The following is a 24,801-nucleotide window of genomic DNA, read 5'->3' as shown; positions in this document are numbered from 1 at the left end:
TCAAAGGGGTGTTCGTTCCCGAGTGAGGTTTCCGCTCGTCCGCCGGCGCAGCCAGAGCCCTCGCGATCCTGGGGGTGAGGGGGCCAGGCACGCGCCGAGGTGCGCCATTACCGTGGGGCGCATGAGCGGCGAATCCAACCTTCTGGGCGAATACGTACGCGCCCGCCGGGAGCTCGTCACTCCTGAGCAGGCCGGCATCCCCTCCGTGGGCGTACGGCGGGTGCCGGGCCTGCGCCGGGAGGAGGTCGCGATGCTCGCCGGCATCAGCGCCGACTACTACCTGCGCCTGGAGCAGGGCCGCGACCGCAACCCGTCCGCGCAGGTGCTGGTGTCCCTCGCGCGCGTGCTGCGGCTCGACGACGACGCGACGGCCTATCTGCTGCGCCTCGGAGCGGGCGATCCCCGGCGGCGACGGCGGCGGCCCCGCAAGGAGAGCGTTCCCGCGGGCATCGCCAAGCTCGTCGCCGCGCTCGCGCTGCCCGCGTACGTGGAGGGCCGCTCCTTCGACGTCCTGGCCGCCAACGCCCCGGCGACCGCCCTGTCGCCGCGGCTCGTGGCGGGGCGCAACCGCCTGCGGGACGTGTTCCTCGACGCCGCCGAGCAGGCTCTCTACCCGGACTGGGAGAACGCCGCGCAGGGCATGGTCGCCGGCTTCCGCAAGTCCGTCGGCGCCGGCATCGACGACCCCCGGTTCGTCGAACTCGTCGGCGAGCTCTCCCTCGCCAGCCCGCTGTTCAGCAGGCTCTGGGCCCGCCACGACGTGAACACGTGCGAGGGCGCGCCCAAGCGCCTCGACCATCCCCAGGTCGGTGAGCTGTGGCTGAACCGGGAGAGGCTGGGCGTGAGCGGCGCGGCGGGCCAGACGCTCATCGTCCTGCACCCGGACCCCGGCACCGGCAGCGCCGAGAAGCTGGCGCTCCTCACCTCCGTCACGCTTTCCTCGTGAATCACCCAGGGGCTCGCCGACCGGCTCGGCCGCGCCTGTCGTGACTCAGGCGGAGGGGCGCAGGCGGCGCTCGGCCGGTGGGATCAGCAGCACCTCCAGCGCGCGGGCGCAGGCCCGCGCGTGCGCGGCGAACCAGTCGATCCGCGCGTCGCTGATGACCAACGGCGTGGAGCGCACGGCCAGCGCGTAGCGGACGTGGTTGTGCCGGTCGAGCACCGGCACCGCGACGGTGCGGACGCCGTCGCCCGACTCCCCGTCGTTGAGCGCGTACCCGGACTCGCGCACGCGGACCAGCTCCTCGCGCAGTTCGGCGTGGTCCACGATGGTGCGGCCGGTCAGCGCCGGCAGCGGGCCGAGCGCCGCCAGGTCGGCGCTGCCCTCCGGGTCCCAGGCCAGCAGCACCTTGCCCAGCGCCGTGGAGTGCAGGGGGCGGCGCAGCCCGGCGCCGCTGTCGGGGTTGAGCGAGCCGCCGCTCAGGATGACCGCGTGTCGGTCGTTGCGGACGGCCAGGTCCACGGTAGCGGAGGTGACGCGGGCCAGTTCGGCCAGTTCGGGGGCGATGCGGTGCAGGCCGCGCCGGTGGAAGGAGAGCTGCCCCAGCTCCGTGATGGACGGCCCCAGCCGGTAGCGGCCGGTGCGCGCCTCCTGCTCCAGGAAGCCCGTGGCGGCCAGCGTCCTGGCCAGGCGGTGGGTGGTCGAGGTGGACAGCCCCATCCTGCGCGCCAGGTCGGACAGACCGAGCGAGGCGTCACCGCCCCCGAAGCAGCCGAGCAGGCCGATCGCCCTGCGCACCGACTGGACGTTGTCGTCTGCTGCCATGCGGGAAACTCCGTCTTCCGAGTAGGGAGATCGGGGACCAGGTAGGAGCCGGCCCGGCCGAGAACGCTTCCCGCATCGCGGGACAATCTTTGCATTCCCTACCAATTTACAAGCAAACTCTGCCCATGACCACAGCCGCACTCGACGCCATCTGGTTCACCCGCTGTCCCGTCCCCACCGCCACAGGCATCGCGGCCGACCAGGGCTGGCTGGCGGGAGAGTTCGCCGGCGACGGGATCGAGGTCCGCTCGCTGCAGGACGACGACCCCGGCGTGCCCCGCGAGACCCACTACACCCACGCTCTGACCGGCCTGTTCCGCGAGGGCGGCAACGTGCCGGCGCTGTGGGCGCGCTCGCGCGGCGAGGCGACCAGGCTCATCGGGCTCACCTGGATCGAGGAGCGGCAGGTCGTGCTGGTGCGCGGCGGCACCGCCCTGGAGAGCCCCGAGCAGCTCAAGGGCCTGCGGCTGGCGGCGCCCCGGCATCGCATCGCCATCGACTTCTGGCGGGCCATGGCCCTGCGCGGCTTCCACGGCGCGCTCTCCCTGGCCGGGCTCGGGCTCGGTGACGCCGAACTGGTGGACGTCGAGGCCGAGCCGGGCGGCGGCCAGTGGGAGGCGGAGCTGGCCGCGCTGGCCGCCGGCCGGGTGGACGCGGTCTACGTCAAGGGCGCGCTCGCCGTCGAGGCCGCCCTGCGCCACGGCGCGGAGGTGGGCATCGACCTGGACGCCGTGCCGGACCGGCGCGCGCGGATCAACAACGGCACCCCCCGCCCGATCACCGTCCACCAGCGCCTGCTGGACGAGCATCCGCAGGTGGTCACGCGCTTCCTGGCCGTCCTGCTGCGCGCCGCGGACTGGGCCGCCGCGCACCCGTCCGAGGTGGCCAGGATCCTGGGCGCGGAGACCGGCGCCGGCGCGACCGGCGTGGCCGCGGCCTACCGCCCCGGCGCCTCGCTCCACCTCGACCTGTCCGCCGAACGCCTCGACCTGCTGGCCGAGCAGGAGCGCTTCCTGCGCGGCCACGGCTTCCTCGAATCACCCGTGGACGTCGCCGCCTGGGCCGACCACACCCCGCTCCAAGGAGTCACCCATGCGTAAGCTGCTGCTCGCCCTTCCGCTCGCCCTCCTGGCCACGGCCTGCGGCGGCCCGGACACCACCACCACCGCCGCCGGCCAGGAGCAGGTCGTCGTGCGCATCTCCGACCCCGGCAACAGCGGCTTCCTGGCCGTCGCCAAGAAGGACGGCAGCCTGGACGCGGCCCTGGCCAAGGTCAACGCCAAGGTCAAGTGGGCCGGTGACTTCTCCGTGTTCGCCCCGGCCGCCCAGGCCATCAACGCGGGCTCGCTCGACATCGCCACCGGCTCGATCACCTCCGGCGTCACCGCGCTGGCCGTCAAGCCCAGTTTCAAGATCTTCGCCACCGTCCCGCCCGACCTGGCCGGGGAGGGCATCGTGGTGAAGAAGGACTCGCCGATCAGGTCCGTGGCCGATCTGGCCGGGCGCAGCGTGGCCGTCGGGCACGGCGGCACCAGCGAGTACCTGCTGCTCAAGGCGTTGCATACGTTCGACGTGCCGGTCGAGAAGGTCAAGCGGGTCTATCTGCCGCCGCCGCAGACCGCGCCGGTCTTCGGCTCGGGCAAGGTGGACGCCTGGTCCACCTTCTCCACCTTCCTCATCCCCGCCGTCACCGATCTGGACGCGCGCGTCCTGGCCGACGGCGAGGCGATCAAGTCGGACAACTACGTGATCTACGTGGCCGCCAACAAGCTGCTGCAGGAGCATCCCGAGGTGGTCAAGGCGCTGTTCGCGTTCATCAAGGAGGGCAGCGCCAAGGAGATCGCCGATCCGGCGGCGTACCTGAACGTCTTCACCCAGACCGGCCCGCAGGCGGTGCAGGGCGAGCAGAAGGAGCTCGTGGCCGGCATCCAGAAGAAGGGCAGGCCCGTCCAGGCGGTCACCGCCGCCGAAATCACGAAATATCAAGACGTGGCGAGGTTCTTTCTCGACCAGAAGGTGCTCACCGCGCCGCTGGACGTCTCCCAGCACGTCGTGAACGTGAACACGCTCGGGAGCGCGCGGTCATGAGCGTGGCCACTCACGCGGAGGCCGGCGTCGAGGGGCTCGTCGCGCCCCAGCCGCCGCGCTCGTCCGGCCGCCACCCGGCCGTCACGCTGGCGCTGCGCGCCACCGGCCCGGTCCTGCTGCTCGCCGCCTGGTACGCGGCCACCGCCACCGGCGCCCTCACCCAGGACGTGCTCGCCGGCCCCCAGGACGTCGTCAACACCTTCGGCGAGCTGTGGGCCGACGGCCAGCTGCCCGAGGCGCTGCGCGTGTCGGTCACCAGGGCCGGGCTCGGCCTGCTGCTGGGCGCCTCCACGGGGCTGGCGCTGGGCGTCGTCTCCGGCTTCACCCGGCTCGGCGAGGAGCTCGTCGACTCCTCGATGCAGGCCCTGCGGGCCATCCCGTTCCTGGCGCTGACCTCGCTGTTCATCGTCTGGTTCGGGATCGAGGAGGCGTCCAAGATCCTGCTGATCGGGGTGGCCTGCACGTTCCCCATGTACATCAACGTCTCCAGCGGGGTGCGCAACGTGGACCGCAAGGTCGTCGAGGCGGCCCGCTCGTTCGGACTGGGCCGGCTGGCCGTCGCCCGCGAGGTCGTGCTGCCGGGCGCGCTGCCGTCGATCTTCGCCGGGCTGCGGTTGTCCACCACGCTCAGCGTGATCGCGCTCATCGCCGCCGAGGAGATCAACGTGACGGCCGGGCTCGGCTACCTCATGGCCCGGGCCACCGACTACCTGCGCACCGACATCCTCGCGCTGTGCGTGCTGCTGTACGCGGTGATCGGGCTCGCCGCCGACCTGGCCCTGCGGCTGGCCGAGCGGGTCACGATGCCCTGGCGCAGGGCGGTGACGATCCGATGAGCCTCGCCGTACGCACCCGGGGGCTGCGCAAGGTCTTCGGCGAGCGGGCCGTGCTCGACGGGGTGGACCTGGACGTGCGGCGCGGCGAGTTCCTGGCGCTGCTCGGCGCGAGCGGCACCGGCAAGACCACGCTCCTGCGCATCCTGGCCGGGCTGGACGCGGCCGGCGGCGGGAGTGTGCTGGTGCCGCCGGTGCGCACCGTCGTCTTCCAGGAGCCGCGGCTCGTCCCGTCCAAGCGCGCCCTCGCCAACGTGATCATCGGGCAGGGCCGCGCCGCCCGCGCCAAGGGCCTGGCGGCCCTGGCCGAGGTGGGGCTGAGCAGCCATGCCGACGCCTGGCCCGCGACGCTGTCCGGCGGCGAGGCCCAGCGGGTCGCGCTGGCCAGGGCCCTGGTACGCGAGCCGGAGCTGCTGCTGCTCGACGAGCCGTTCGCCGCGCTGGACGCCCTGACCCGGCTGCACATGCAGGACCTGATCGCCGAGCTGTGCGCCCGGCACCGCCCGGCCGTGGTGCTGGTCACGCATGACGTGGAGGAGGCGATCCTGCTCGCCGACCGGATCGCGGTGCTGCGCGCGGGCACGTTCGTCACGGATGTGCGGGTCGAGCTCGACCGGCCGCGCGACCGCACCGACCCCGACTTCGTCGAGTTGCGCCGCCGGCTCCTCGCCGACCTCGGCGTGGACGCCCACGCGGGAGCGGCGCCATGACGGCGCCCGGAAGCAGTGCCGTGAGCAGGGCCATGACGGCGGCGGGCTGGATCGCCGGGAACGCCGCCGCGCTGACCGGGCTCGCCGACCGGATCTGGGCCTACGCCGAGCCGTCGCTGCGCGAATGGCGCTCGGCCCTGGCCACCGCCGCGCTCCTGCGCGCGCACGGCTTCACGATCGCGTGGGGCACGGCCGGCCTGCCTGCCGCGTTCGTCGCCACCCACGGCGACCGCGGGCCGGTGCTGGGCTTCAACGTCGAGTACGACGCCCTGCCCGGCCTGTCCCAGCGGGCCGGCGCGGCCCGGCACGAACCGGTCGCGTTCGAGGGCGACGAGTACGCCCCCGCCTACGGCCCCGGCCACGGCTGCGGCCACAACGCCCTGGCGGCGGCGTCGGCAGGCGCGGCCATCGCCGCCGCCACGGCACTGGGGAGCCGCGCCACGATCAAGGTGTTCGCGTCCACCGGCGAGGAGCACCTGGTCGGCAAGGCGTACGCGGTGCGCGACGGCGTCTACGACGGGCTGGACGCCTTCCTCGACTGGCACCCCGCCCCCGTCACCGGCACCGGCTGGGACGTCACCAGCGCCCTGTACTCGGCCACGTTCTCCTTCCTCGGCTCGCCCGGCCACGGCTCGAACCCGCTGGGCACCCGCAGCGGCCTGGACGGCGCGCTGCTGCTGACGGAGATGGTCGAGCGCCTGCGCGCCGGCCACGTCTCCCCCTCCGGCCGCGTAAGCTACACGATCAGCGGCGGCGGCGCCCCCAACGTCACCCCCGACCTGCAGACGGTCTGGGTCTACGTCCGCGAGTCCACGGCCGCCGCCGCCAGGACCCTCTACGACCAGGTCGTGACCTGCGCCCACGCCGCCGCCGCCGGCAGCGGGACCCGGCTGGAGCATCGCCTGGTCACCGCCATCAGGCAGGGGCTCGGCAACCGGGCGGGCGCCGAGCTGCTGCACCACACGATGAGCGAGCTGGGGCCGCCGGCGTTCACCGACGCCGACCAGGCGTTCGCGCGGCGGCTGCAGGCGGCGATCGGCCGCCCGCCCGCCGGCCTGGCCGGCGAGGTGCTGCCGCTGCGCCCGCCCGCCGGTCCCGACCTCGGCGGCCCGTCCAGCGACACCTCCGAGGTGAGCTGGACGGCGCCGCACCTCAGCCTGGTCGCGGCCGTGGTGCCGCTCGGGGTGCCCCTGCACTCGTGGGCGGCCACCGCGGCGACCGGCACCCCGGTCGCCCACGCCGGGCTGCTGGCCGCCGCCCGCTACCTGGCCACGGCGGCGGTCACGCTGGTCGAGCAGCCCGAGACGCTGGCGGCGGTCAGCGCGGAGTTCGACTCCCGCGAACGGGAGCCCGCGCTCCTGCCGGCCGCCGCCGAGCCGCCGTACCACCTGCCGCCGCTCGGCTTCCTCGACGAGACGGGCCAGTCGCCGCGGCCGACCCGGACGCCGCCCGTTTCCGCTGAACCCCTAGGAAAGATCTGACATGTCCGTCCTGCTCATCTCCGGCAGCCCATCGGCCGCCTCGCGCACCGTACGCCTGCTCGACCACCTGGCCGGGCGGCTGGGCCGGCCCGCCACCGTGCTGCGCCTTCGTGACCTGCCCGCCGAGGCCCTGCTGCGCGGCGACACCGCCCGTCCCGAGTTGGCCCGCGCCACCGCGCAGGTGGCCGCGGCCGACACGATCGTCGTCGCCACCCCGATCTACAAGGCGTCCTACACCGGGCTGCTGAAGGCGTTCCTGGACGTCCTGCCGCAGGGCGCGTTCGCCGGCAAGACCGTGGTGCCGATCGCCACCGGCGGCACCACGGCCCACCTGCTGGCCGTGGACTACGCCCTGCGCCCGGTGCTGAGCGTGCTCGGCGCGCGGCACGTCACGCGCGGCCTGTTCGTGCTGGACAGCCAGATCGAGCCGCTGGCCGGGGAGCTGCTCCCGCGCATCGACGCCCTGCTGGAAGAGGTCCCGCTGGGGGCGGCGGCATGACGGCGCACCGCACCGGCCGCTTCCACCTGGCCCTGCCCACCCGGAGCCCCGACCCCGCCCCGTTGCCGGGCTTCGTCACCGACCTGCGGCCGGCGCTCACCGACCCCGCCGGGCGGGCCGCCGTGGCCGCGGACCTGTCCGGGTGGGCGGGCGCCCTTTCGCCCTTCGACCCCGCCGGCCAGGAATCTCTCGCCGTAGCCGCCAACGCCCTGCGCCGCACCCGCCACCTGCGGGTCGTGGCCGAGTTCCACCCGGCCGTGGCCACCCCGGTCTACGCGGCCAAGCTCTCGGCGTCCCTACAGCGTTTCTCCGCCGGACGGCTCGGCTGGCGGCTCGCGGTGGATCTGGACCCGGCCGTGGCCAGGGCGCAGGGCGACTTCCTGACCGGCGCCGCCCGGTTCGCCCGCGCCGACGAGTTCCTCACCGTGGCCAAGGGCGTCTGGGGCGGCGGCCCGTTCGACTTCGCCGGGGACTTCTACGAGGTGGTCAAGGGCGGCTTCGGCGCGCCGCTGTCGTCCCCGCCCTTCCCCGAGGTGCACCTGTCAGGCGCCTCGCCCGAGGCCCTGGAGCTGTCGCGCCGCCACGCCGACGTGCACGTCTTCGCCGCCGGTGACGACCTGGCGGCCCTCATCCCCGAGCTGCCCGGCCTGCGCTACGGCGTGCACCTGCCCTCGATCGAGGCCGCCGACGAGTACGCCGCGCTCGGCGTCACCGAGTTCTTCCTCCAGACCGAGGACGTCTACCGCCTCGGCGAGCACGTGAAGGAGCGGTCTGTTGACCGTTGACATCTACTGGCGCATCCACATGGAGGGCGACCAGCCCTCGCTGCGCCGCCGCGTCCGCAGCCGAGGCGGTTTCGCCCCCGGCGGCACCGCCCCCGGCACCAGGGACGGTCGGGACGACGGCTACAGCCACGCCGACTACATGGCCGAGGTCGCCAGGGCCGCCGAGGACAGCGGCTTCACCGGCGGGCTGCTGCCGAACTTCCCGCACACCGACGACCCGTGGGCGGCCGCCGCGACGCTGGCCCGCGAGACCACGTCGTACCGCTTCATGGTGGCCTTCCAGCCCGGCTTCCTGCACCCCGTCCAGGCCGCCCGGATGACGGCCACGCTGCAACGGGCCACCGGCGGCAGGATCGTCTACAACGTCATCTCCGGCGGCGGCGGCCCGGCGCAGCTGTGGTGGGGCGACAAGGTGGACCACGACGACCGCTACGCGCGCACCTCGGAGTTCCTGGACGTGCTCAAGGGCGTCTGGCAGGGCGGGCACACCCACCGGGGCCGCTTCTACCAGGTGGAGAACGCCGGACTGCCGGAGGAGCTGACCGGGCAGCCGTTCCCCGAGATCTTCTTCTCCGGCTCCTCCCCCGCCGCCATCGACGCCGCCGGCCGGCACGCCGACTACTACCTGTCCTGGCTGGAGCCGTTCGAGGCGCTGGAGGAGAAGTTCGACGCCGTGCGCGCGCACAGTGCCACGCCGCCCCGGTTCGCCGTGCGGGTGGACCTGCTGGCCCGGGAGAGCGAGGAGGAGGCGTGGGCGGAGATCGAGGCCGGCTGGCGGGCCCGGCCGCGCGAGAGCGACGCCGGCGAGGGCGACTCCGTCGGCGTGCGCCGCAGCCGCGCCTTCCTCGCCGGAGCCGGTGACGACCCCCGTGCCCTGGAGGTCGCCCCCCACGTGTGGGGCGGGTTCAGCCAACTGCGCGACGGCCCGGCCTTCGGCCTGGTCGGCGACTACCACCAGGTCGCCGACCGCCTCGACCGGCTGCTGGATCTCGGGGTGGACGCCCTCATCCTGGCCGGGATCCCCCATCTCGAAGAGGCCCGCCGCGTGGGCCGTCACGTTCTGCCGCTACTGAAAGGACGCTCCTGATGACCACCAAGGTCGGCTTCTTCCCGCAGAACAACACGCTCTGGGTGGCCCGCCACCGCGACCTGCTGCCCGGCGTCGAATGGGTGGACCTGAACGCCCTCGGCCGGGACGGGCGCGTCGATCCCACCCGGGCCCTGCCGTCCGCCCACGGCGACCACCTGTTCGACGGCGGATACGACTTCATCGGCACCGGCTCCACGCCCCCGGTCACCGCCCAGGCCAAGGGGCACGACATCGTGTACGTGGCGATCTCGGGGCCGCGGGTCGAGAACGGCCGCCTGGTGGTGCGGGACGACTCCCCGATCGGCTCGGTGGCGGAGCTGAAGGGCAGGCGGGTGGCGCTCGGGCACGGCTCCTGGCAGACCACCCTGCTGCTGCTGGCGCTGGAGCGGGCCGGGCTCGGGTGGGGCGACATCGTCCCGGTGGACGCCTACGGCAACGCCGCCGAGCTGCTGGTGAACGGCGACGTGGACGCCTGGGTGGGCTCCTACCCGTACCTGACGCCGGTCGAATCGCGCACCCGGACGCTGGTGGAGACCGAGGGCCTGTTCAGCCACCGCTCGCTCTGGTTCACCCGCCGCGACTTCGCCCAGGAACGGCCGGAGGAGCTGGCCAGGATCGTCACCGCGCTGCAGCGGGCGGACAGCTGGACGGAGGAGCACCCGCGCGAGGCCGCGGCCCTGTTCGACGGCGACCTCGACGCGTGGGAGCACGCGCTGCGCACCCGCCCGTGGGGGCTGCACCCGGTCAGCCCGGAGTTCGTCGCCGAGCAGCAGCACGCCGCCGACCTGTTCCACGCCAACGGGCTCATCGAGCGGAAGATCACGGTCGCGGACGCCGTCCTCCCCGAGATCGGCGAGCTGGTGACGCGGACCCGGTGACTCCCGTCCTCTCCGCCGCCCACGCGGCGGCGGAGAGGACGACTTCGATCACGGCGGCACGCCCGCGCGGGCCGCCCCGATCGCCAAGCCGGACGTGGACGAGAAGCGGATCGATCAGCTGCGTGCTTCGGGCGGCACGTAGGCGAAGGTGGGACCGGCGCCGCCGGGCAGCGCCATCAGGGCCCGCGCCTGGGCCCTGAGCGCGAACATGGTGCGGGTGGCGTCCGTGAGCCGCTTCGGGTCGCCGTTGAACGCCTGTTCCAGCAGGTTCAGCAGGGTGCTGTAGGTGGTGTCGAACAGATCCTGCGCCGCCCGTACGGCACTGCCCGGCTCGGCGGGCCGCGGGTTGGGTGTCATCGGCAGCACGCCGTCCGGGTCGACGCCGACCTTCTCGCCGGTCGGGCCGGTCTTCGGGGTGTCGCCCCGCTGGTAGCGGCGGCCGAGCTTGAGCTCCTGAAAGCGGTAGTAGTGGGCGACCTCTTTCCGCTCGGGGTGGAGGACGTCCTGGTCACCGTCCCAGACCTCGCCGTGGGCGTTGCCCTCCCCCTGCTCGACGATCTCCTTCAGCGCGCCGAGCGCGGACTCCAGATCCTCGACGGCGAACAGCGATCCGGCAGTGTGCCGGAAGTGGGCGCCGCTCACCTGCCGGGCCGGGTCGCCGCAGAACACCTCCTCCTCGCCGAGCGTTTCGCACAGATGGCGCAACCCCTGCTCGATCGCGGCGTAGAACTGCCCGATCGTCTCGTAGTCGTCGTCCTCCGGCGGCGCGCCGGGCGGCGCCGGCCGTTCCAGGCGCAGGAACATCTCCAGCGCCTGCGCGCCGAACGGCACCAGCGACACCTCCAGATCGCCATGAGGCAGCTTGCGCGGATACGGCGGCAGCATCCCCGGCACGTCCAGACGCGGCGTGCCACCGACCGCGTTGAGCAGGTTCGCCGCCAGCGCCAGATGCAGCATCTCCTCCACGAAGACGCCGCTCACCACCTCCACAGCCACCGGATTGCGCTCCGGATCCAACGAGTACAGCGCCGTCAAGTACGGCGGCAACGTCGCGTGCTCCAGCTCGATCGCCCACTGCAGATGCTCACGCAGGCTGCCGAGCGTGCCGATCCGGACCGGTCGTTCGTGGTTCATTCGTGTCATACCTCGGGTTGTCGGCATGGCGGATCGGACCGCCGGCCGATGGGCCGGCGGCCTGGTTCGATCCTGGGATCAGGCAGCGATGACGGCAGCCGGTGCCGTCACGCTGCCGATGGCTCGCCGGGGTTCAGGACGGCCGCGGCGCGCGGCGGTCCTTGCGCCGGGCCAGCTCGGCCTCTTCCACCAGCGTGAACATCGGCTTGCCCGGCTCGCACAGCATGGTGACCGTGAACCGTACCGGGACATCGTCGCGATTGTTGCCGTCCTGGTAGTGGATGACGTCGCCACCCGGCTCCCAGAACGCCTCGCCGGCGCGGATCACCCGCTCCGGCTCTCCTTCCAGCTCCATCAGCATCTCGCCCTCAAGGACGACGCCGAAGGCGGGACCCGGGTGGCGATGCGGCGGCGCGCCCGGGTCTCCGGGCGGGTACTCGATGACCACGGTCATCGCGTGCGCACCCTCGGGGATGAACGGAGGCTGCGCCTCCTGCAGCACGGTCAGCGCCGTCTGCCACGCGGTCGATCGCGGCTTGTCCATCGCCCCGCCCTACTTCGCGTCGGACTGGCCGAGCCAGTCCTTGTAGGTGACGGTGCCGAGCTGCGCGCCGTCAGCGGGCACCAGCGACCGCTCGCCGAGCACGCTGCCGAAGTAGCGCGCCTGCGGGTCGGTGACGACCTCGCGGGTGTCGCCCCAGGCGGCCAACGCCTTGCGGAAGAACTCGTCCATCTTGTAGCGGGTCGGTCCGGCGATCTCGATCCGGCCGTTCAGCGGCGTCCCCACCGCGGTCCTGCCGACCGCCTGGGCCACGTCGTCGCCCGCGATCGGCTGGAACAGCACCGGCGCGATGTGCACCTTGCCGTCGACGGTGCCCTCGTCGGCGATGCCGCGGGCGAACTCGAAGAACTGGGTGGAGTGCACCAGCGAGAACGGGATGCCGGACTTCTCGATCAGCTGCTCCTGGGCGATCTTCGCCGCGAAGTAGCCGTTCTCCGGCATCCGCTCGGTCCCCACGATCGACACCGCCACGTGATGGCCCACCCCGGCGGCCGCCTCGGCCGCCAGCAGGTTGCCGGTGGAGGTCTGGAAGAACTTCATGACGGCCTCGCGCTCGAACGAGGGCGAGTTCGACACGTCGATCACGACCTCGGCGCCCTTCAGCACCTCGGCCAGGCCCTCCCCGGTCAGCGTGTCGACGCCGGTGTTCGGCGACGCGGCCACGGCCTCGTGGCCGTGCTCGCCCAGCTTCCTCACCAGCTTCGACCCGATGAGCCCGGTCCCGCCGATCACCACGATTTTCATTGCTGGCACCCTTCTGGCTTTCCGGGCGCTGTGGTGCGCCCTTGTCGTCAGCTAAGACAAGGCAGCCCCCCTCGGTTGTGACAGGCGGCCTCGTGTTCGAGGAGAAGCGTGCTGATCCCGCCCCCTGGACCAGGGCGAGAGCACGCAGACCATGCTCGACTCGAAGAAGTACCCGGCGAGATCTGCTCGTGCACCGGTATGCCCTTCAGCGCCAACGCTGGAGTTTGTCGGGGTTCAGGATGATCCACACCGCCGTGACCTCGGCTCCGGCCACGCTCACGCTGACCACCGCCACGGCCTTGCCCGCCCGCCGCAGCACGAGCCCCGTCCTGCCGTTCACCGATCCGATGGCCGGCTCGGTTCCTGGCTGGTCGATCAGCAACGCCGTGACGACCCGCGCGACCGCGTCCGCACCGTGGGTCGGCCGTACGGCGACGCGCACCTTGCCGCCGCCATCGCTGACGACGATCGCGTCGGCGGCCAGGACCTCCCGCAGCGCCTCGGTGTCGCCCGCCTGGCAGGCCGCGGCGAACCGGCGGGCCACCCGCTCGTGCCCGGCGCGCATCTCCGGGCCGTACCCGGCCTGGTGCGAGGCCGGGTACGGCACGGGCTGGGCCCGCGTCACCCGGCCGCCGGGCACGTGGTCAGGGTCGGGGTCGGGGGCGGGGTCGGGGTCGGCGACGAGCTCCAGGCAGATGCTTCTCGCTGTCCGCGTCAGCCAGGCGCGCGGCACCGCGATGGCGGCGCGCTCCTCCTCGTCGAGGGCGTACCAGCGGCGATAGGTCTCCTGGACGACGTGGTCGGCCGTGGTGTCCGAGCCGAACATGGACAGAGCGATCCCGAGCAGGTGCTGCCGTTCGTCGAGCATCTCCGCCAGCGACTCGGCGCCCGCCTCGGTCATGGTCTGCCGCCTCCTTCATCGTTGGCAGATAAGACCGGACAGCCCGTTACGTTGTGACAGAGCGGCTGCGAGACCGCTCGAAGGCCTCGATCTTGGCCGGGTTGAGGATCCACAACAGGTGGTGGATCCCCTCCTTGGAGGCCTCCATGGCCAGCAGGGCGACGCCGGCGCCGTCCCGGGTGACGAGCACGCCTGGCAGCCCGTTCATCTCGACCCACGTGACGGCGGTGCCCGGCCAGAACCGCGGCGAGAACGCGGCCACGAACCTGGCCACCCGCTCGTTGCCCAGCACGGGGAACCTGGCCGATCCCCTGATGCCGTCGCCGTCGGAGGAGCTGACGACGTCGGCGGCGAAGAGCTTCTCCAGGGCGCCGACATTTCCCGTCCGGGCGGCGTCGAGGAACGTCTCCAGGAGGCGCCGGTGCTGGAGCCTGTCGACGGGCTCGTGGCGGACGGCGGTCACGCGCCTGCGGGCGCGGCTCACGATCTGCCGGACGTTGACCGGGGTGAGCCGCAAGATCTCCGCTATCTGCGGATAGGGGTAGTCGAAGGCCTCGCGCAGGACGTAGGCGGCGCGCTCGGTGGGATTGAGCCTCTCCAGCAGGAGCAGAAGGGCCAGCTCCAGCGCTTCGCCGCGTTCGGCGCCGACAGTGGGGTCAAGACTGGTGTCCACGGGCTCCGGCAGCCAGGGGCCGATGTAGGACTCCCGCCGCACGCGCGCCGACTGCGCCAGGTTGATGGCCAGCCGGGTGGTGACCAGCGCCAGGAAGGCCGGCGGGTTCTCGATGGTCTCGCGGTCGGTGTCCTGCCAGCGCAGCCACACCTCCTGGACGATGTCCTCGGCCTCGGCCGCGCTGCCCAGCATCCGGTAGGCGATGCCGAACAGCCGCGGGCGCAGCTCGATGAAGGCGGACGCCGCCTGATCGAGAGCGTCCGCCTGTTCCAGGGATTCCGTGTTCATGTGCCCCACATCGATTCGCCCCTCGGCCTGAACAGGGGTTCGTCAGCCTCGCGCGTGGTCCGCGGCGTCGAGGATAGTCGCTGTCACGGCGTCGGGCTGGGAGGCCGCGAGCGCGTGGGAGGCGCCGGCGACCTCGCGGGTGCCGCGCGAGTCCGCGCGCTCGCGCAGCGGGTTGGCCACGGCGACCGTGGTGAGCTCGTTGCCACGCAGGCGCCGGATGACGCGGTTCCACCTGGCCGACTCGGCGAAGGCGCCGTGGACGAGGAGAACGACTGGTTGGTTCATGGGATTGCCTCTCTGGTTGTTCACTCGTGAAAGCCGATCTCGCGATGGGTGCCGTCGCAGAGCGGTTTGTTGCCGGAGTGACCGCAACGGCACAGCGTCATCCGGTTCCTGGTCTCCAGCGGCAGGCCGTCCGATCGGGTGACGGGGATTCCACCGGTCACCCACAGCGCGCCGGCGAGGCCGTCCTCCTCCAGCACCGAGACGGCGTGCGGGAGGTCGGCCTCGATCGTCTCGCCGCCGCGTTCGAGGGCATAGCTGTAGGAGCCGGAGGGGCAGTGATCGATGCGGCCCATGACGTCCGAGCGCACGTCGCTGTCGGCGGTGTCGTCGAGCATCTTGGCGATGGGCCTGGTCCGGCCGATGCAGAAGGCGGCGTGCACGCACAGCTCGCCCACCCGCCGCGCGGAGATGCCGACGCCGTCGTGCACGTGCTGCAACTCCTGGTAGGGCCGCATCGGCGCGGCCTCCGTGCCGTCGAAGCCGATCACGGCGTGAGTCCCGTCGCAGAACGGCTTGGCGCCCGAACGGCCGCAGCGGCACAGCGCGTAGGTCTCCTCGGTCTCCAGCGGCTCGCCGGTCTTCCAGGTGAGCGCGTTCTTCTGCTCGGCGGAGACGATCTTCCGCTTGCGCCGCAGGGGGACGCGACCGTACACGACGTACGGCCCGTCCCGGAGCACGACGATCCGCTGGTGGTCGCCCGCGCTCCAGCGGCGCAGCTCAGGCGGGACGTACTCGAAGGTGAGGCCGCCCCGCCGCATCAGGTCCTGCGCCTGGGCCTTGAGCGCGTACATCTCCCCGGTGGCGACGGCGAGCATCCTCGGGCTGCCGTTGAAGGCCAGCTCCAGCAGATGGAGGATCGCGCAGTAGGTCTGGTCGAACTCCTCCTGCGCGGCGCGGTCGGCAGGGCCGGGCGTCATGGGGAACACCCCGGTGAGATCCACCGAGAGCTTTTCACCGGTGGGCCCGGACTCAGGGGTGTCCCCGCGCCGGTAGCGGCGGCCGAGCTTCAGCTCCATGAAGCGGTAGTAGTGGGCGACCTCGTCCTGGTCACCGTCCCAGACCTCGCCGCGGGCGCTGCCCTCCCCCTGCTCGACGATCTCCTCAAGCGCGTCCAGCGCGGAGGCCAGATCGGTGACGGCGACGAGCCTGCCGCCGGTGTGCCGGAAGTGGACGCCGCTCACCTGCCGGGCCGGGTCGCCGCAGAACACCTCCTTCTCACCGAGCGTTTCGCACAGATGGCGCAACCCCTGCTCGATCGCGGCGTAGAACTGCCCGATCGTCTCGTAGTCGTCGTCCTCCGGCGGCGCGCCGGACGGCGCCGGCCGTTCCAGGCGCAGGAACATCTCCAGCGCCTGCGCGCCGAACGGCACCAGCGACACCTCCAGATCGCCATGAGGCAGCTTGCGCGGATACGGCGGCAGCATCCCCGGCACGTCCAGACGCGGCGTGCCACCGACCGCGTTGAGCAGGTTCGCCGCCAGCGCCAGATGCAGCATCTCCTCCACGAAGACGCCGCTCACCACCTCCACAGCCACCGGATTGCGCTCCGGATCCAACGAGTACAGCGCCGTCAAGTACGGCGGCAACGTCGCGTGCTCCAGCTCGATCGCCCACTGCAGATGCTCACGCAGGCTGCCGAGCGTGCCGATCCGCGGCTCAGGCAACGTCGTCACCCGGCCGCCAGCCGTCCTCCAGCACCTCGACCGCGTCGCGCAGCCCCCGCAGAGCGATCTTCTCGCGCTCGACGTCCGTCGGGTCGTACAGCCACTCGGTGACCGGCTGCCCCACCTCCTCCTCCGGGTGGCTGGCCTCGGCGATGATCAGCTCCTCCTCGATCTCGACGTGGAGCTCGTACAGGAACTCGTTCTCACCGTTCGGGGTGCTCATGTCTCCTCCAAGCGATCTGCAGTCGGCCGGCGATCTGGCCTCAGCCCGCCGACTCCCGCGCCCATGTGGTCCGATCGCCAGCTAAGACAGGGCAGCCTCGGCATTTGTGACAAGATCCGGCTATTCGGCGAGCTTTCCCACGGTTGAGACGTCGCGCATGAGCGCCGCGATCTCGGCGGGAATCGGCGGGATGCTCTCCCGCTCCACCGATCCGGGGCCGGACCACACGAGGTTGACCTGCAATGCGGGGTCGAGTTCCGGGTAGTCGGAGCGGTTGTGGCAGCCGCGGGTCTCGCGGCGCTCGATCGCGGTTTCGATGGTCGCGCGCGCGGCGAGCGCGGCGGACTTCAGGTCGAAGGCATGGGCCAGGTCCTGGAAGCCGGCGATGTCCGGGTGCACGCCCATCCCGCTGATGCGCGCCTCGACCGCGGCCAGTTCGGCGAGGCCCTTTCGCAGGCCGCCCTCGTCGCGTACCACTCCGGCGTGCTCCGTCATGATGTCGCGCAGCGCTCGCTGCAACGACCGCACGTTCTCCGGGCCGTCGGCGGACAGGAGCTCGTCCACTTCCTGCCGCGCCGCGGCGAGCGCCTCGGCGGAGCGGCGCTGCGCGCCGAGACCCGCGGAGTACTCCGCCGCCGCCCGGCCGACGACGCGGCCGAGGACGAGGAGCTCGATGAGGGAGTTGCCGCCCAGGCGGTTGGCGCCGTGCAGGCCGCTGGCCGCCTCCCCGATCGCGTACAGGCCGGCGACGTCCGTGCCGTGGTCCTCGGGGCGCACCCGGACGCCGCCCATCGAGTAGTGCGCGGTCGGCGCGACCTCGATCGGCTCCTTGGTGATGTCGAGCATCTGCAGTTCCAGGAGCGTCCGGTAGACGCGAGGCAGCCGCGTCATGATCGTCTCGCGCGGCAGATGCGACACGTCCAGCCACACGCCGCCGTCCGGGGTGCCGCGACCTTCCTTGATCTCTGTGTACGCGGCCAGCGCGACCCGATCGCGCGTGGACAACTCCATCCGCTCCGGGTCATACCGGGACATGAACCGCTCGCCGAGCCTGTTGCGCAGGACCCCTCCCTCCCCCCGTGCCGCCTCGGAGACGAGCGTGCCCGCCGCGTTCTCCGGTGCGATGAGACCGGAGGGGTGGAACTGCACCAGCTCGGGGTCGCGGAGGCGGCAGCCGGCCAGGACGGCCAGGCGGAAGGAGTCGCCGGTGTTCTCGTCGCGCCGGGAGGAGGTGCGCCGCCAGATCCTGGTGTGGCCGCCCGCGGCCAGGATCACCACATCGGCATGGATGACGTAGCGGCTGCCGTCGGTCAGGTCGAACCCGTACGCGCCGAAGACCGCGTTGTCGCGCACGAGAATCCGCGTGATGTACACCGTGTCGAGGACGCGGACGTCGAGCTGGGCCGCCCGGTTGATCAGCGTGCGCTGGATCTCCAGTCCGGTGTAGTCCCCCGCGTACGAGGTGCGCCGGAAGGTGTGGGCGCCGAAGAAGCGCTGGGAGATCCGCCCGTCCCGCTCGCGTGCGAACGGCATGCCGTACCGCACGAGGTCCTCGATGCCACGCGCGGCCCCCTCGGTGACGATGCGCACCGTCTCGGGGTTGGCCAGCAGGTAGCTCTCCTTGAGAGTGTCGGCCGCGTGCTGCTGCCAGGTGTCCTCGGGGTCCATCGTGGCGAGGGCCGCGTTGATGCCGCCTGCCGCGAGCGCGGTGTGTGCGTCCGCCTTCGGCCGTTTGCCGACCGCGAGGACGTCCACCCCGCGCTCGGCGAGTTCGACGGCCGCCCGCAGCCCGGCCCCTCCGGTCCCGATGACCAGGACGGACGTGGCGATTCTGTTCTCTGACGCGTACATGATGCTCCTTCAGCTACGTGCCGCCCAGATGGCGACGGCGACCAGCGCGACGCAGGCGGCCGCGATCAGCGCGACCACGGCGGCCACCCCGATCCACGGCGCCGCGAGCGGCGACGACACGACGGCGCCGACGCACCCCGCCACGGCGGCGCGGGGGACGACGGAGTCCGCGTCGACCAGCGCATGCACCGCCCGGAGCAGGATGAGATACACCCCGACCGGGACGGCGACCGCGTAGCCGATCGCCGTCGGCGATGCCAGCACCTGGCGCCCGCTCTGCTCCACCGCGACCTCGAGCCCGGCGCCGAGGGCCGCCAGCGCGGCGAAGACGCCGAAGTGGCCGTACCCCCACCAGTACGACCGGTGACGCCGCTCGCTGAGCCCCTCCCCCGCCTCGACCAGGAAGTACAGCCACCACAGGGCGAACAGCAGGACGAGACCGGATCCGGCGATGACGACGAGGGGAGCCGCTTCGAGCGCCCCTTCAACCCCTCTGCTCGCGGCCAGGACGCTCTCGCCCAGCAAAATGATCGTGAACAGGCCGTAGCGCTCGGCGATGTGCCGCGGGTGCCAGGTGGTCGCCCTGGCCCGCTCCGCCCACCACGGCACCGCCAGCTCCAGGACGACCAGGCAGGCGAAGAACGGCAGCTGGAGCGACGCCGGCAGGAGGCCGGCGTCCAGGAGGGCGAGCCGGAGCAACCAGCCCAGCTCGACCAGACCTATGCCGGCGGCGTAGCGGAGCCCCGTACGGCGGCTCGCCGGGTCTTCGAAGGCGGCCCTGAGCCATTGGGCGACGAGCCCGATCCTCATGATGAGGTAGCCCAGGGTGATGATCCCGTAGTCGGAATGGCCGGCCGCGGCGGGCACGCCGACGGCCAGGACCAGCACCCCCGCCATCTGCACCATGGTCAGCAGCCGGTAGGGAACGTCGTCGGTGTCGTAGGACGAGGCGAACCAGGTGAAGTTCATCCACGCCCACCAGATGGCGAAGAACACCTGGAGGAACGGGACCAGCCCGGTCAGGCCATGACCTTCGGCGATGACGTGCGCGAACTGCGCCGTGACGGCCGCGACCGCGACCACGAAGGTGAGATCGAAGAGCAGCTCGAGCTGGCTCGACGCGCGATGCGGCTCGTCGACGGGCCGGGAGCTCATCCTGACCCGGATCCGGATGGTGGTCATGGTCGAGGGCACGCTCACGCTCCTGTCGCTCTTTCGGTGTCCGATTCACCGGAAAGACCGGACGGCGTCGTGATCTGTGACAGATCGCCGCACCAGCGATCGAACTCAGCGGACGATGTCGGCGGTGAGCACGTCTTCCAGCGCGGCGAGGTCGCCGGACTGGGCGGCGGCGACGAACGTCCGCACGAGGCGCCGGTGCGCGGTGGTGCTCACCTGGTGGCGTCGCTCGGTGGCGAGGTGGTTGCGCGCGCGTCGCAGGAGTTGCCGCGCGTGGTCTTCGCCGAGGTGGAGGAGCTCGGAGATCTGGCGGTAGGGGTAGTCGAAGGCCGTGCGCAGGAGATAGACGGCTCGTTCGGCGGGTGTCAGCCTCTCCAGCAGCAGCCGGATCGCCGTGTCGACCGCCTCTCGTCGTTCGGCTGCCGTCTCGGGTCCGGCGGCGAGGTCCGCCGTCTCGGGGAGCCAGGAGCCGGCGGAGGTCTCTCGGCGCCTGCGGGCGGACCGGGCGACGTTGATGGCGAGCCTCGCGGTGGTCAGCGCGAGGAACGCCGGCGGGCTGATGACGACCGAGCGATCGGCACGGGCCCAACGCAGCCACGTCTCCTGCACCACGTCCTCGGCTTCGCCCACGTCCTGCAGGACGCGCAGACCGATCGTGAGAAGCCGGGGCGCGGCGCTGACGAACGCCGGATCGTCTCCGTCCCCATGGGTGCTCGACCGGTCATGGGTCTGCTCCGCGTGGTCTTCGTACGACTCCAACAGGCTCATGGTCACGATGGCGGCTCCGTTCGACAGCTGGCATCCGGTGATGCCACTGCGATCACGGTCGCTGCCCGGGCTGCTCCATCGCGCCCCGGGAACACCGTGGTCGGTACCCTGGCCCGCACCGTGGCGGGCGTCGGGGCAGCGGAGGCGCCTCGGGCAGTGGGACGCTCCGCGACCACCCGGCTCACCCTGCGGCCGGTGTCACCAGCAGATTGCTGGGCTTGACGGGAGAACGGTAGGTTACGTCTCCATCTAGGATGTAGCGCCGGTTTCTCCCCATGTTCAGCGGTCATGGGGCAACGCACAGATGATCGTCGGGGGCAGTGCCATGGCAAGCGGAGGTCCCGGGTCGCGACTTCTCGGGCGGCAGCTGGAGTGCGAGACGCTGGATCAGCTCGTGGCGACGGTGCAGGACGGCCACAGCTCGGTCCTGGTTCTGCGCGGCGAGGCCGGCATCGGCAAGACGGCGCTGCTGGAGTACGCGCGGGACAGCGCGTCCGGCTGCCGGATCATCAAGGCGACCGGCGTGGAATCCGAGATGGAGCTGGCCTTCGGCGGGCTGCATCAGCTGTGCTCCCCGTTGCTGGAGCATCTGGGTCGCCTGCCGGGCCCGCAACGCGACGCGCTCGGGACGGCGTTCGGCCTGAGCGCGGGAACTCCTCCGGACCGCTTCCTGGTCGGGCTCGCGGTGCTCAGCCTGCTCGCCGACGTGGCCGAGAAAGGGCCGCTGGTCTGCCTGGTCGATGACGCGCAGTGGCTCGACCAGGTCTCCGCGCAGACCCTCGCCTTCGTCGCGCGGCGCCTGCTCGCCGAGCCGATCGGGCTGGTGTTCGCGGTGCGCGAGCACCACCTCGGACCGGAGCTGAAGGGGCTGCCCCAGCTCGACGTGGGACGGCTGAGCGACAGCGACGCCCGCGCCCTGCTGGACTCCGTGACTCCTGGACGACTCGACGAGCAGGTCCGGGACCGGATCGTCGTCGAGACGCAGGGAAACCCGCTGGCCCTGCTCGAACTGCCCCGGGGGCTGGCGCCGGCGGAGCTGGCGGGTGGATTCGGGCGGCCCGACGCGCGACCGCTGGCCGGCCAGATCGAACAGGGCTTCCTGCGGCGGGTCCGGTCGTTGCCGGCCGAGACGCAGCGGCTGCTGCTCATCGCGGCGGCCGAGCCGGTCGGGGACGTGACCCTGCTGACTCGCGCGGCGGAGTTGCTGGGCATCGAGGTGTCCGCCGCGTCGCCGGCCGAGGCGGCGGGGCTGATCGCCATCGGTACGCGGGTGCGTTTCCGTCATCCCCTCATGCGATCGGCGGCCTACCGCGTCGCGTCCCCGCAGGACCGGCAGGACGTCCACCGGGCGCTGGCCGACGCGACCGATCCCCGGGCGGACCCCGATCGCCGGGCGTGGCACCTCGCCAACGCGACGGCCGGCCCCGACGAGACGGTGGCCGCCGAGTTGGCGCGCTCGGCCGATCGGGCGCAGGCGCGCGGCGGAGTCGCCGCGGCGGCGGCGTTCCACGAGCGGGCAGCCGAGCTGACCCCCGACCCCGCGCGCCGCGGCGCCAGGGCCTTGGCGGCGGCACGGGCCAAGTACCAGGCCGGCGGGTACGACGCCGCGCTCGAACTGCTGGACGCAGCCGAGCTCAGCACTCTGGACGAACGCGAACGCGCCCAGGCAGACCTGCTGCGCGGTCAGATCGCGTTCGCCTCCAGGAGCGCAGGTTCCGCCTTCCCGCTGCTGCTCAGAGCCGGTGAGCGCCTGGCGCCGCTGGACGCCGGGCTGGCCCGCGAGACCTACCGCGACACGTTGAACGCGGCCATGAACGCGGGCCGGCTGCCGAGCGGCGCCCAGGTGGCGGACATCGCCGAGGCGCTGCTCGCCGCACCGCCGGGGCCGCCGCCGGAGCGCAACGACCTGCTCCTGAACGGCGTGGGCGTGGCGCTCACCGAGGGGTCCGCCGCGGGCGTGCCGATGGTGCTGCGGGCCCTGGAGTCCTTCCGCGCCGAAGGGGTCTCCAGGGAACAGGGCCTTGGCTGGCTGCCGTTCGCGTCCCGGATGGCCCATAACGTCTGGGACTTCGACAGTTGGTCGGTGCTCTCCGCGAGACTGGTCGATCTGGCACGCGAGGCGGGCGCACTGTCGGTGCTGCCCTCAGCCCTCCACATGCTCGTGTCGAACAGGGTCCTCGCCGGTGAGTTCGCCCTGGCCGACGCGCTGGTCGCCGAGGCGGTGACGATCGGCGAGGTGACGGGCAGCCGCTACCTGGCCCAGTACGCGGCCCTGATCCTCGAACCGTGGAGAGGACGAGAGGCCGCGACCCGTCAGGTGAGCGCAGCGATCACGCGGGACCCGGCCCTTCAGGGGGAAGGCAAGGTGGTGACCGCCACCCAATGGGCGAGCGCGGTGCTCTGCAACGGCCTCGGCCGCTACGAGGAGGCGTACGTCGCCGCCGAGCGAGCCTTCGAGCACCCGCAGGAGCTCGGCGGGACGGCCATCAGGTCCACGGTCGAACTCGTCGAGGCCGCCGTCCGGAGCGGAAGGCCCGCCCGGGCGGCCGAGGTCGCCTGGCGACTCGACGAGATGGCCCGAGCCAGCGGCACCGACTGGGCCCTCGGGACCTCGGCGTGCGTACGGGCCCAGGTGAGCGACGGAGCGGACGCCGACGTTCTCTACCGCGAGGCGATCGAGCGGCTCGGCCGCACCGAGGTCCGGACGACGCTCGCCCGCACCCGGCTGCTCTACGGCGAGTGGCTGCGCCGGGAGAACCGCCGCCTCGACGCGCGCGAGCAGCTGGGCATCGCATACGAGCTGCTCGGCGACATGGGGGCCGAGGCGTTCGCGGAACGCGCCCGGCGCGAGCTCCAGGCCACCGGTGAGACGGTACGCAGGCGCACCGTCGAGGCACGCGCGACTCTCACCGCCCAGGAGGCGCAGATAGCGCGCCTGGCCGGCGACGGGCTGACGAACCCCGAGATCGGCGCTCAGCTCTTCATCAGCCCGCACACCGTCGAATGGCACCTGCGCAAGGTCTTCGCGAAGCTCGGCATCTCCTCACGCAAGCAGATCCGCACCACGCTGCTCGAAGGCGCGGCGCTCACGGCCTGAGGATCCGCGGCCCCGCCGTCGTCCGCGAGCGGGACGGTGATGTGACGAGCGTCATGTCACGGGCGGCCTCCCGCACTTTGTCTCTGTAACGACGGTCCATGAGTCACCGCCGGGCCAACGGCGTGATGGTCGTCGATTCGAGAGACGATGCGGGAGAAGAGATGTTCGTCAAGAAGAGGTTGTTCATCGCGGCCGTGTCGCTGATCGCCTCCGCCGGTGGAATGACGGCGCCGGCCTCGGCCGACGACGGCGGCGCCTCGATCAGCTCCTGGGGCTTCCCCGGTGAGGGGTCCGACTGGCAGCCGGTGACCTACGCCGGCGGGCAGATCACCAGCAGGTCCACTCCTGGAGAGGCGCGCGACGACCGCGGCAACATCCTGCACGCCTGGCGCGGCGCGGACAACGACTCCATCTGGATCTCGTTGAACAACGGCCCCGCGTACTCGCTGCCCAACGCCCAGACCTGGACGCCGCCGCGGGTGATCTGGACGGACGACGGGGGCCGCGGCAACTTCCGGATCTTCCACACCGGCACCGAGGGCCACGTCTACCAGCACCGCGTCCAGCTCAGCCCGAGCTACCAGCTACCCGCCACCCTGCCCAGCTGGACCAGGATCCCCAACGACACGCGCACCACCGACACCGAGCCCGTGGCGGCTGCCGCGCTCCCCGGCAACTCCTTCATGCTCGCCTGGAACAGCCAGTCCACCGACGACATCTGGACGATGTACTACAACGGCGACACCGGCACCTACAGCTCGCCCAGCGTCGTGCCGGGCGCGCGGAGCAAGGACGCGCCGGGACTGGCCGCCCAGGTGGGCGCCAACGGCGACCCCGCTCCCTGGAACCAGGTCGTGCTCGCCTTCACGGGCACCGACAACTACGTGTACATGTCGCGGCAGCGGTACGGGACCGGCAACTGGACGAATCCGTTCCGGGTCTACGCGACAGGCACCCCGGGCTACACGAGGAACGGCCCGTCCGTCGCGCTCTCCCGAAGCGGCTACGGCGTCATCACCATCACCGAGGACCGTGACAACACCATCGGCAGTTACCTGATCTCGCGCGACGGCGGGTGGAGCGGCTACTACGAGGAGAACAGCTTCGCGCTCTCCCCCGGCAGAACCCCGCTGGCCGTGGTGGCCGGAACCGATCTCTACTACGTCATCAACGGTTCGGCCGGCGGCAGGAGCGGCGTGCTGTGGAAGAAGGTCTACGACTTCGCGGCGATGCCCACGCCGTCGGCCCCGCAGTGGTGAAGCCGGCGAACACGCAGCCGGACGACGTCATCGTCACCGACGCC

At 72.2% G+C, this 24,801-nt stretch carries 24 protein-coding genes; 12 read left to right on the top strand and 12 right to left on the bottom strand.

The window, feature by feature from the left end; genetic code table 11:
* The first annotated feature begins 121 nt into the window (after positions 1–121).
* On the top strand, positions 122–946 hold the full coding sequence (locus AB0C33_RS36665) for a helix-turn-helix transcriptional regulator (RefSeq protein WP_358296076.1): 825 nt from the start codon (positions 122–124) through the stop codon (positions 944–946).
* Positions 947–991: 45 nt separating this feature from the next.
* On the opposite strand, the gene AB0C33_RS36660 is transcribed toward AB0C33_RS36665, so the two are convergent.
* On the bottom strand, positions 992–1,765 hold the full coding sequence (locus tag AB0C33_RS36660) for an IclR family transcriptional regulator (RefSeq protein WP_358296073.1): 774 nt from the start codon (positions 1,763–1,765) through the stop codon (positions 992–994).
* Between the two features lie 125 nt (positions 1,766–1,890).
* Here AB0C33_RS36660 and AB0C33_RS36655 point away from each other — a divergent pair, with 125 nt between their 5' ends.
* From AB0C33_RS36655 to AB0C33_RS36615, 9 genes are read left to right on the top strand one after another with little or no spacing between them, the layout of a single operon-like run.
* Positions 1,891–2,865 (top strand): ABC transporter substrate-binding protein, encoded by a 975-nt coding sequence (locus AB0C33_RS36655; protein ID WP_357971489.1) that lies wholly within the window; start codon positions 1,891–1,893, stop codon positions 2,863–2,865.
* Positions 2,858–3,853, top strand: coding sequence for an ABC transporter substrate-binding protein (locus tag AB0C33_RS36650; RefSeq protein ID WP_358296067.1), 996 nt, complete (start codon positions 2,858–2,860; stop codon positions 3,851–3,853). The genes AB0C33_RS36655 and AB0C33_RS36650 overlap by 8 nt, the downstream gene beginning before the upstream one ends.
* A complete protein-coding gene (locus AB0C33_RS36645; RefSeq protein WP_358296064.1) occupies positions 3,850–4,689 on the top strand; it encodes an ABC transporter permease subunit in 840 nt (279 codons plus the stop codon). Before AB0C33_RS36650 ends, AB0C33_RS36645 begins: the two co-directional genes overlap by 4 nt.
* Positions 4,686–5,396, top strand: a complete 711-nt coding sequence (locus AB0C33_RS36640) for an ABC transporter ATP-binding protein (protein WP_125629991.1) — start codon at positions 4,686–4,688, stop codon at positions 5,394–5,396. The genes AB0C33_RS36645 and AB0C33_RS36640 overlap by 4 nt, the downstream gene beginning before the upstream one ends.
* A gap of 20 nt (positions 5,397–5,416) precedes the next feature.
* Positions 5,417–6,877, top strand: coding sequence for a hypothetical protein (locus AB0C33_RS36635; RefSeq protein WP_358296061.1), 1,461 nt, complete (start codon positions 5,417–5,419; stop codon positions 6,875–6,877).
* A 1-nt stretch (position 6,878) separates the two neighbouring features.
* Positions 6,879–7,376, top strand: a complete 498-nt coding sequence (gene ssuE, locus AB0C33_RS36630) for an NADPH-dependent FMN reductase (RefSeq protein ID WP_358296058.1) — start codon at positions 6,879–6,881, stop codon at positions 7,374–7,376.
* Positions 7,373–8,161, top strand: coding sequence for an LLM class flavin-dependent oxidoreductase (locus AB0C33_RS36625; RefSeq protein WP_358296054.1), 789 nt, complete (start codon positions 7,373–7,375; stop codon positions 8,159–8,161). The genes ssuE and AB0C33_RS36625 overlap by 4 nt, the downstream gene beginning before the upstream one ends.
* Positions 8,151–9,248, top strand: coding sequence for an LLM class flavin-dependent oxidoreductase (locus AB0C33_RS36620; protein WP_358296051.1), 1,098 nt, complete (start codon positions 8,151–8,153; stop codon positions 9,246–9,248). The genes AB0C33_RS36625 and AB0C33_RS36620 overlap by 11 nt, the downstream gene beginning before the upstream one ends.
* Positions 9,248–10,129 (top strand): ABC transporter substrate-binding protein, encoded by an 882-nt coding sequence (locus tag AB0C33_RS36615; RefSeq protein ID WP_358296048.1) that lies wholly within the window; start codon positions 9,248–9,250, stop codon positions 10,127–10,129. Before AB0C33_RS36620 ends, AB0C33_RS36615 begins: the two co-directional genes overlap by 1 nt.
* A 114-nt stretch (positions 10,130–10,243) precedes the next feature.
* Here the strand turns inward: AB0C33_RS36615 and AB0C33_RS36610 are convergent, their stop codons facing one another.
* From AB0C33_RS36610 to AB0C33_RS36560, 11 genes are all read right to left on the bottom strand, one after another.
* Positions 10,244–11,263 (bottom strand): ferritin-like protein, encoded by a 1,020-nt coding sequence (locus AB0C33_RS36610; protein ID WP_358296045.1) that lies wholly within the window; start codon positions 11,261–11,263, stop codon positions 10,244–10,246.
* A gap of 133 nt (positions 11,264–11,396) precedes the next feature.
* A complete protein-coding gene (locus tag AB0C33_RS36605) occupies positions 11,397–11,807 on the bottom strand; it encodes a cupin domain-containing protein (protein WP_358296042.1) in 411 nt (136 codons plus the stop codon).
* A 9-nt stretch (positions 11,808–11,816) separates the two neighbouring features.
* Positions 11,817–12,569, bottom strand: a complete 753-nt coding sequence (locus tag AB0C33_RS36600) for an SDR family oxidoreductase (protein ID WP_358296039.1) — start codon at positions 12,567–12,569, stop codon at positions 11,817–11,819.
* A 205-nt stretch (positions 12,570–12,774) separates the two neighbouring features.
* A complete protein-coding gene (locus AB0C33_RS36595) occupies positions 12,775–13,470 on the bottom strand; it encodes a sigma factor (RefSeq protein ID WP_358296036.1) in 696 nt (231 codons plus the stop codon).
* Positions 13,471–13,516: 46 nt separating this feature from the next.
* Entirely contained in the window at positions 13,517–14,431 is a 915-nt protein-coding gene (locus tag AB0C33_RS36590) for an RNA polymerase sigma-70 factor (protein WP_358296033.1), read from the bottom strand.
* Positions 14,432–14,473: 42 nt separating this feature from the next.
* Positions 14,474–14,716, bottom strand: coding sequence for a hypothetical protein (locus AB0C33_RS36585; RefSeq protein WP_358296030.1), 243 nt, complete (start codon positions 14,714–14,716; stop codon positions 14,474–14,476).
* Between the two features lie 20 nt (positions 14,717–14,736).
* Positions 14,737–16,389 carry a ferritin-like domain-containing protein gene (locus tag AB0C33_RS36580; protein WP_358296027.1) on the bottom strand — a complete coding sequence of 551 codons (1,653 nt, stop codon included), beginning with the start codon at positions 16,387–16,389 and terminating at the stop codon, positions 14,737–14,739.
* Positions 16,373–16,603, bottom strand: a complete 231-nt coding sequence (locus tag AB0C33_RS36575) for a hypothetical protein (protein ID WP_358296024.1) — start codon at positions 16,601–16,603, stop codon at positions 16,373–16,375. Before AB0C33_RS36575 ends, AB0C33_RS36580 begins: the two co-directional genes overlap by 17 nt.
* Before the next feature lie 120 nt (positions 16,604–16,723).
* A complete protein-coding gene (locus AB0C33_RS36570) occupies positions 16,724–18,454 on the bottom strand; it encodes an FAD-dependent oxidoreductase (RefSeq protein ID WP_358296022.1) in 1,731 nt (576 codons plus the stop codon).
* A gap of 9 nt (positions 18,455–18,463) precedes the next feature.
* A complete protein-coding gene (locus AB0C33_RS36565) occupies positions 18,464–19,648 on the bottom strand; it encodes a low temperature requirement protein A (protein WP_358296019.1) in 1,185 nt (394 codons plus the stop codon).
* Positions 19,649–19,741: 93 nt separating this feature from the next.
* A complete protein-coding gene (locus AB0C33_RS36560) occupies positions 19,742–20,401 on the bottom strand; it encodes a sigma-70 family RNA polymerase sigma factor (RefSeq protein WP_358296016.1) in 660 nt (219 codons plus the stop codon).
* A gap of 394 nt (positions 20,402–20,795) precedes the next feature.
* Between AB0C33_RS36560 and AB0C33_RS36555 the strand changes: the two genes are divergently transcribed.
* Together AB0C33_RS36555 and AB0C33_RS36550 are read left to right on the top strand one after the other, a co-directional pair.
* Positions 20,796–23,498 (top strand): LuxR C-terminal-related transcriptional regulator, encoded by a 2,703-nt coding sequence (locus tag AB0C33_RS36555; RefSeq protein ID WP_358296013.1) that lies wholly within the window; start codon positions 20,796–20,798, stop codon positions 23,496–23,498.
* 161 nt (positions 23,499–23,659) lie between these two features.
* Positions 23,660–24,757 (top strand): hypothetical protein, encoded by a 1,098-nt coding sequence (locus tag AB0C33_RS36550; protein WP_358296011.1) that lies wholly within the window; start codon positions 23,660–23,662, stop codon positions 24,755–24,757.
* Positions 24,758–24,801: the final 44 nt, after the last annotated feature.

Source organism: Nonomuraea sp. NPDC048881 (genome assembly GCF_040649795.1).
GTDB lineage: Bacteria > Actinomycetota > Actinomycetes > Streptosporangiales > Streptosporangiaceae > Nonomuraea.
Note: the sequence above shows the minus strand (reverse complement) of the source record. Positions and strands in the feature narration are given on the sequence as shown.

Excerpts from the sequence above, each read along its gene's own strand:
- AB0C33_RS36665 (WP_358296076.1), top strand. The coding sequence starts at position 122 with ATGAGCGGCGAATCCAACCTTCTGGGCGAATACGTACGCGCCCGCCGG.
- AB0C33_RS36660 (WP_358296073.1), bottom strand. The coding sequence starts at position 1,765 with ATGGCAGCAGACGACAACGTCCAGTCGGTGCGCAGGGCGATCGGCCTG.
- AB0C33_RS36655 (WP_357971489.1), top strand. The coding sequence starts at position 1,891 with ATGACCACAGCCGCACTCGACGCCATCTGGTTCACCCGCTGTCCCGTC.
- AB0C33_RS36650 (WP_358296067.1), top strand. The coding sequence starts at position 2,858 with ATGCGTAAGCTGCTGCTCGCCCTTCCGCTCGCCCTCCTGGCCACGGCC.
- AB0C33_RS36645 (WP_358296064.1), top strand. The coding sequence starts at position 3,850 with ATGAGCGTGGCCACTCACGCGGAGGCCGGCGTCGAGGGGCTCGTCGCG.
- AB0C33_RS36640 (WP_125629991.1), top strand. The coding sequence starts at position 4,686 with ATGAGCCTCGCCGTACGCACCCGGGGGCTGCGCAAGGTCTTCGGCGAG.
- ssuE (WP_358296058.1), top strand. The coding sequence starts at position 6,879 with ATGTCCGTCCTGCTCATCTCCGGCAGCCCATCGGCCGCCTCGCGCACC.
- AB0C33_RS36625 (WP_358296054.1), top strand. The coding sequence starts at position 7,373 with ATGACGGCGCACCGCACCGGCCGCTTCCACCTGGCCCTGCCCACCCGG.
- AB0C33_RS36615 (WP_358296048.1), top strand. The coding sequence starts at position 9,248 with ATGACCACCAAGGTCGGCTTCTTCCCGCAGAACAACACGCTCTGGGTG.
- AB0C33_RS36610 (WP_358296045.1), bottom strand. The coding sequence starts at position 11,263 with ATGAACCACGAACGACCGGTCCGGATCGGCACGCTCGGCAGCCTGCGT.
- AB0C33_RS36605 (WP_358296042.1), bottom strand. The coding sequence starts at position 11,807 with ATGGACAAGCCGCGATCGACCGCGTGGCAGACGGCGCTGACCGTGCTG.
- AB0C33_RS36600 (WP_358296039.1), bottom strand. The coding sequence starts at position 12,569 with ATGAAAATCGTGGTGATCGGCGGGACCGGGCTCATCGGGTCGAAGCTG.
- AB0C33_RS36595 (WP_358296036.1), bottom strand. The coding sequence starts at position 13,470 with ATGACCGAGGCGGGCGCCGAGTCGCTGGCGGAGATGCTCGACGAACGG.
- AB0C33_RS36590 (WP_358296033.1), bottom strand. The coding sequence starts at position 14,431 with ATGAACACGGAATCCCTGGAACAGGCGGACGCTCTCGATCAGGCGGCG.
- AB0C33_RS36585 (WP_358296030.1), bottom strand. The coding sequence starts at position 14,716 with ATGAACCAACCAGTCGTTCTCCTCGTCCACGGCGCCTTCGCCGAGTCG.
- AB0C33_RS36575 (WP_358296024.1), bottom strand. The coding sequence starts at position 16,603 with ATGAGCACCCCGAACGGTGAGAACGAGTTCCTGTACGAGCTCCACGTC.
- AB0C33_RS36570 (WP_358296022.1), bottom strand. The coding sequence starts at position 18,454 with ATGTACGCGTCAGAGAACAGAATCGCCACGTCCGTCCTGGTCATCGGG.
- AB0C33_RS36560 (WP_358296016.1), bottom strand. The coding sequence starts at position 20,401 with ATGAGCCTGTTGGAGTCGTACGAAGACCACGCGGAGCAGACCCATGAC.
- AB0C33_RS36550 (WP_358296011.1), top strand. The coding sequence starts at position 23,660 with ATGTTCGTCAAGAAGAGGTTGTTCATCGCGGCCGTGTCGCTGATCGCC.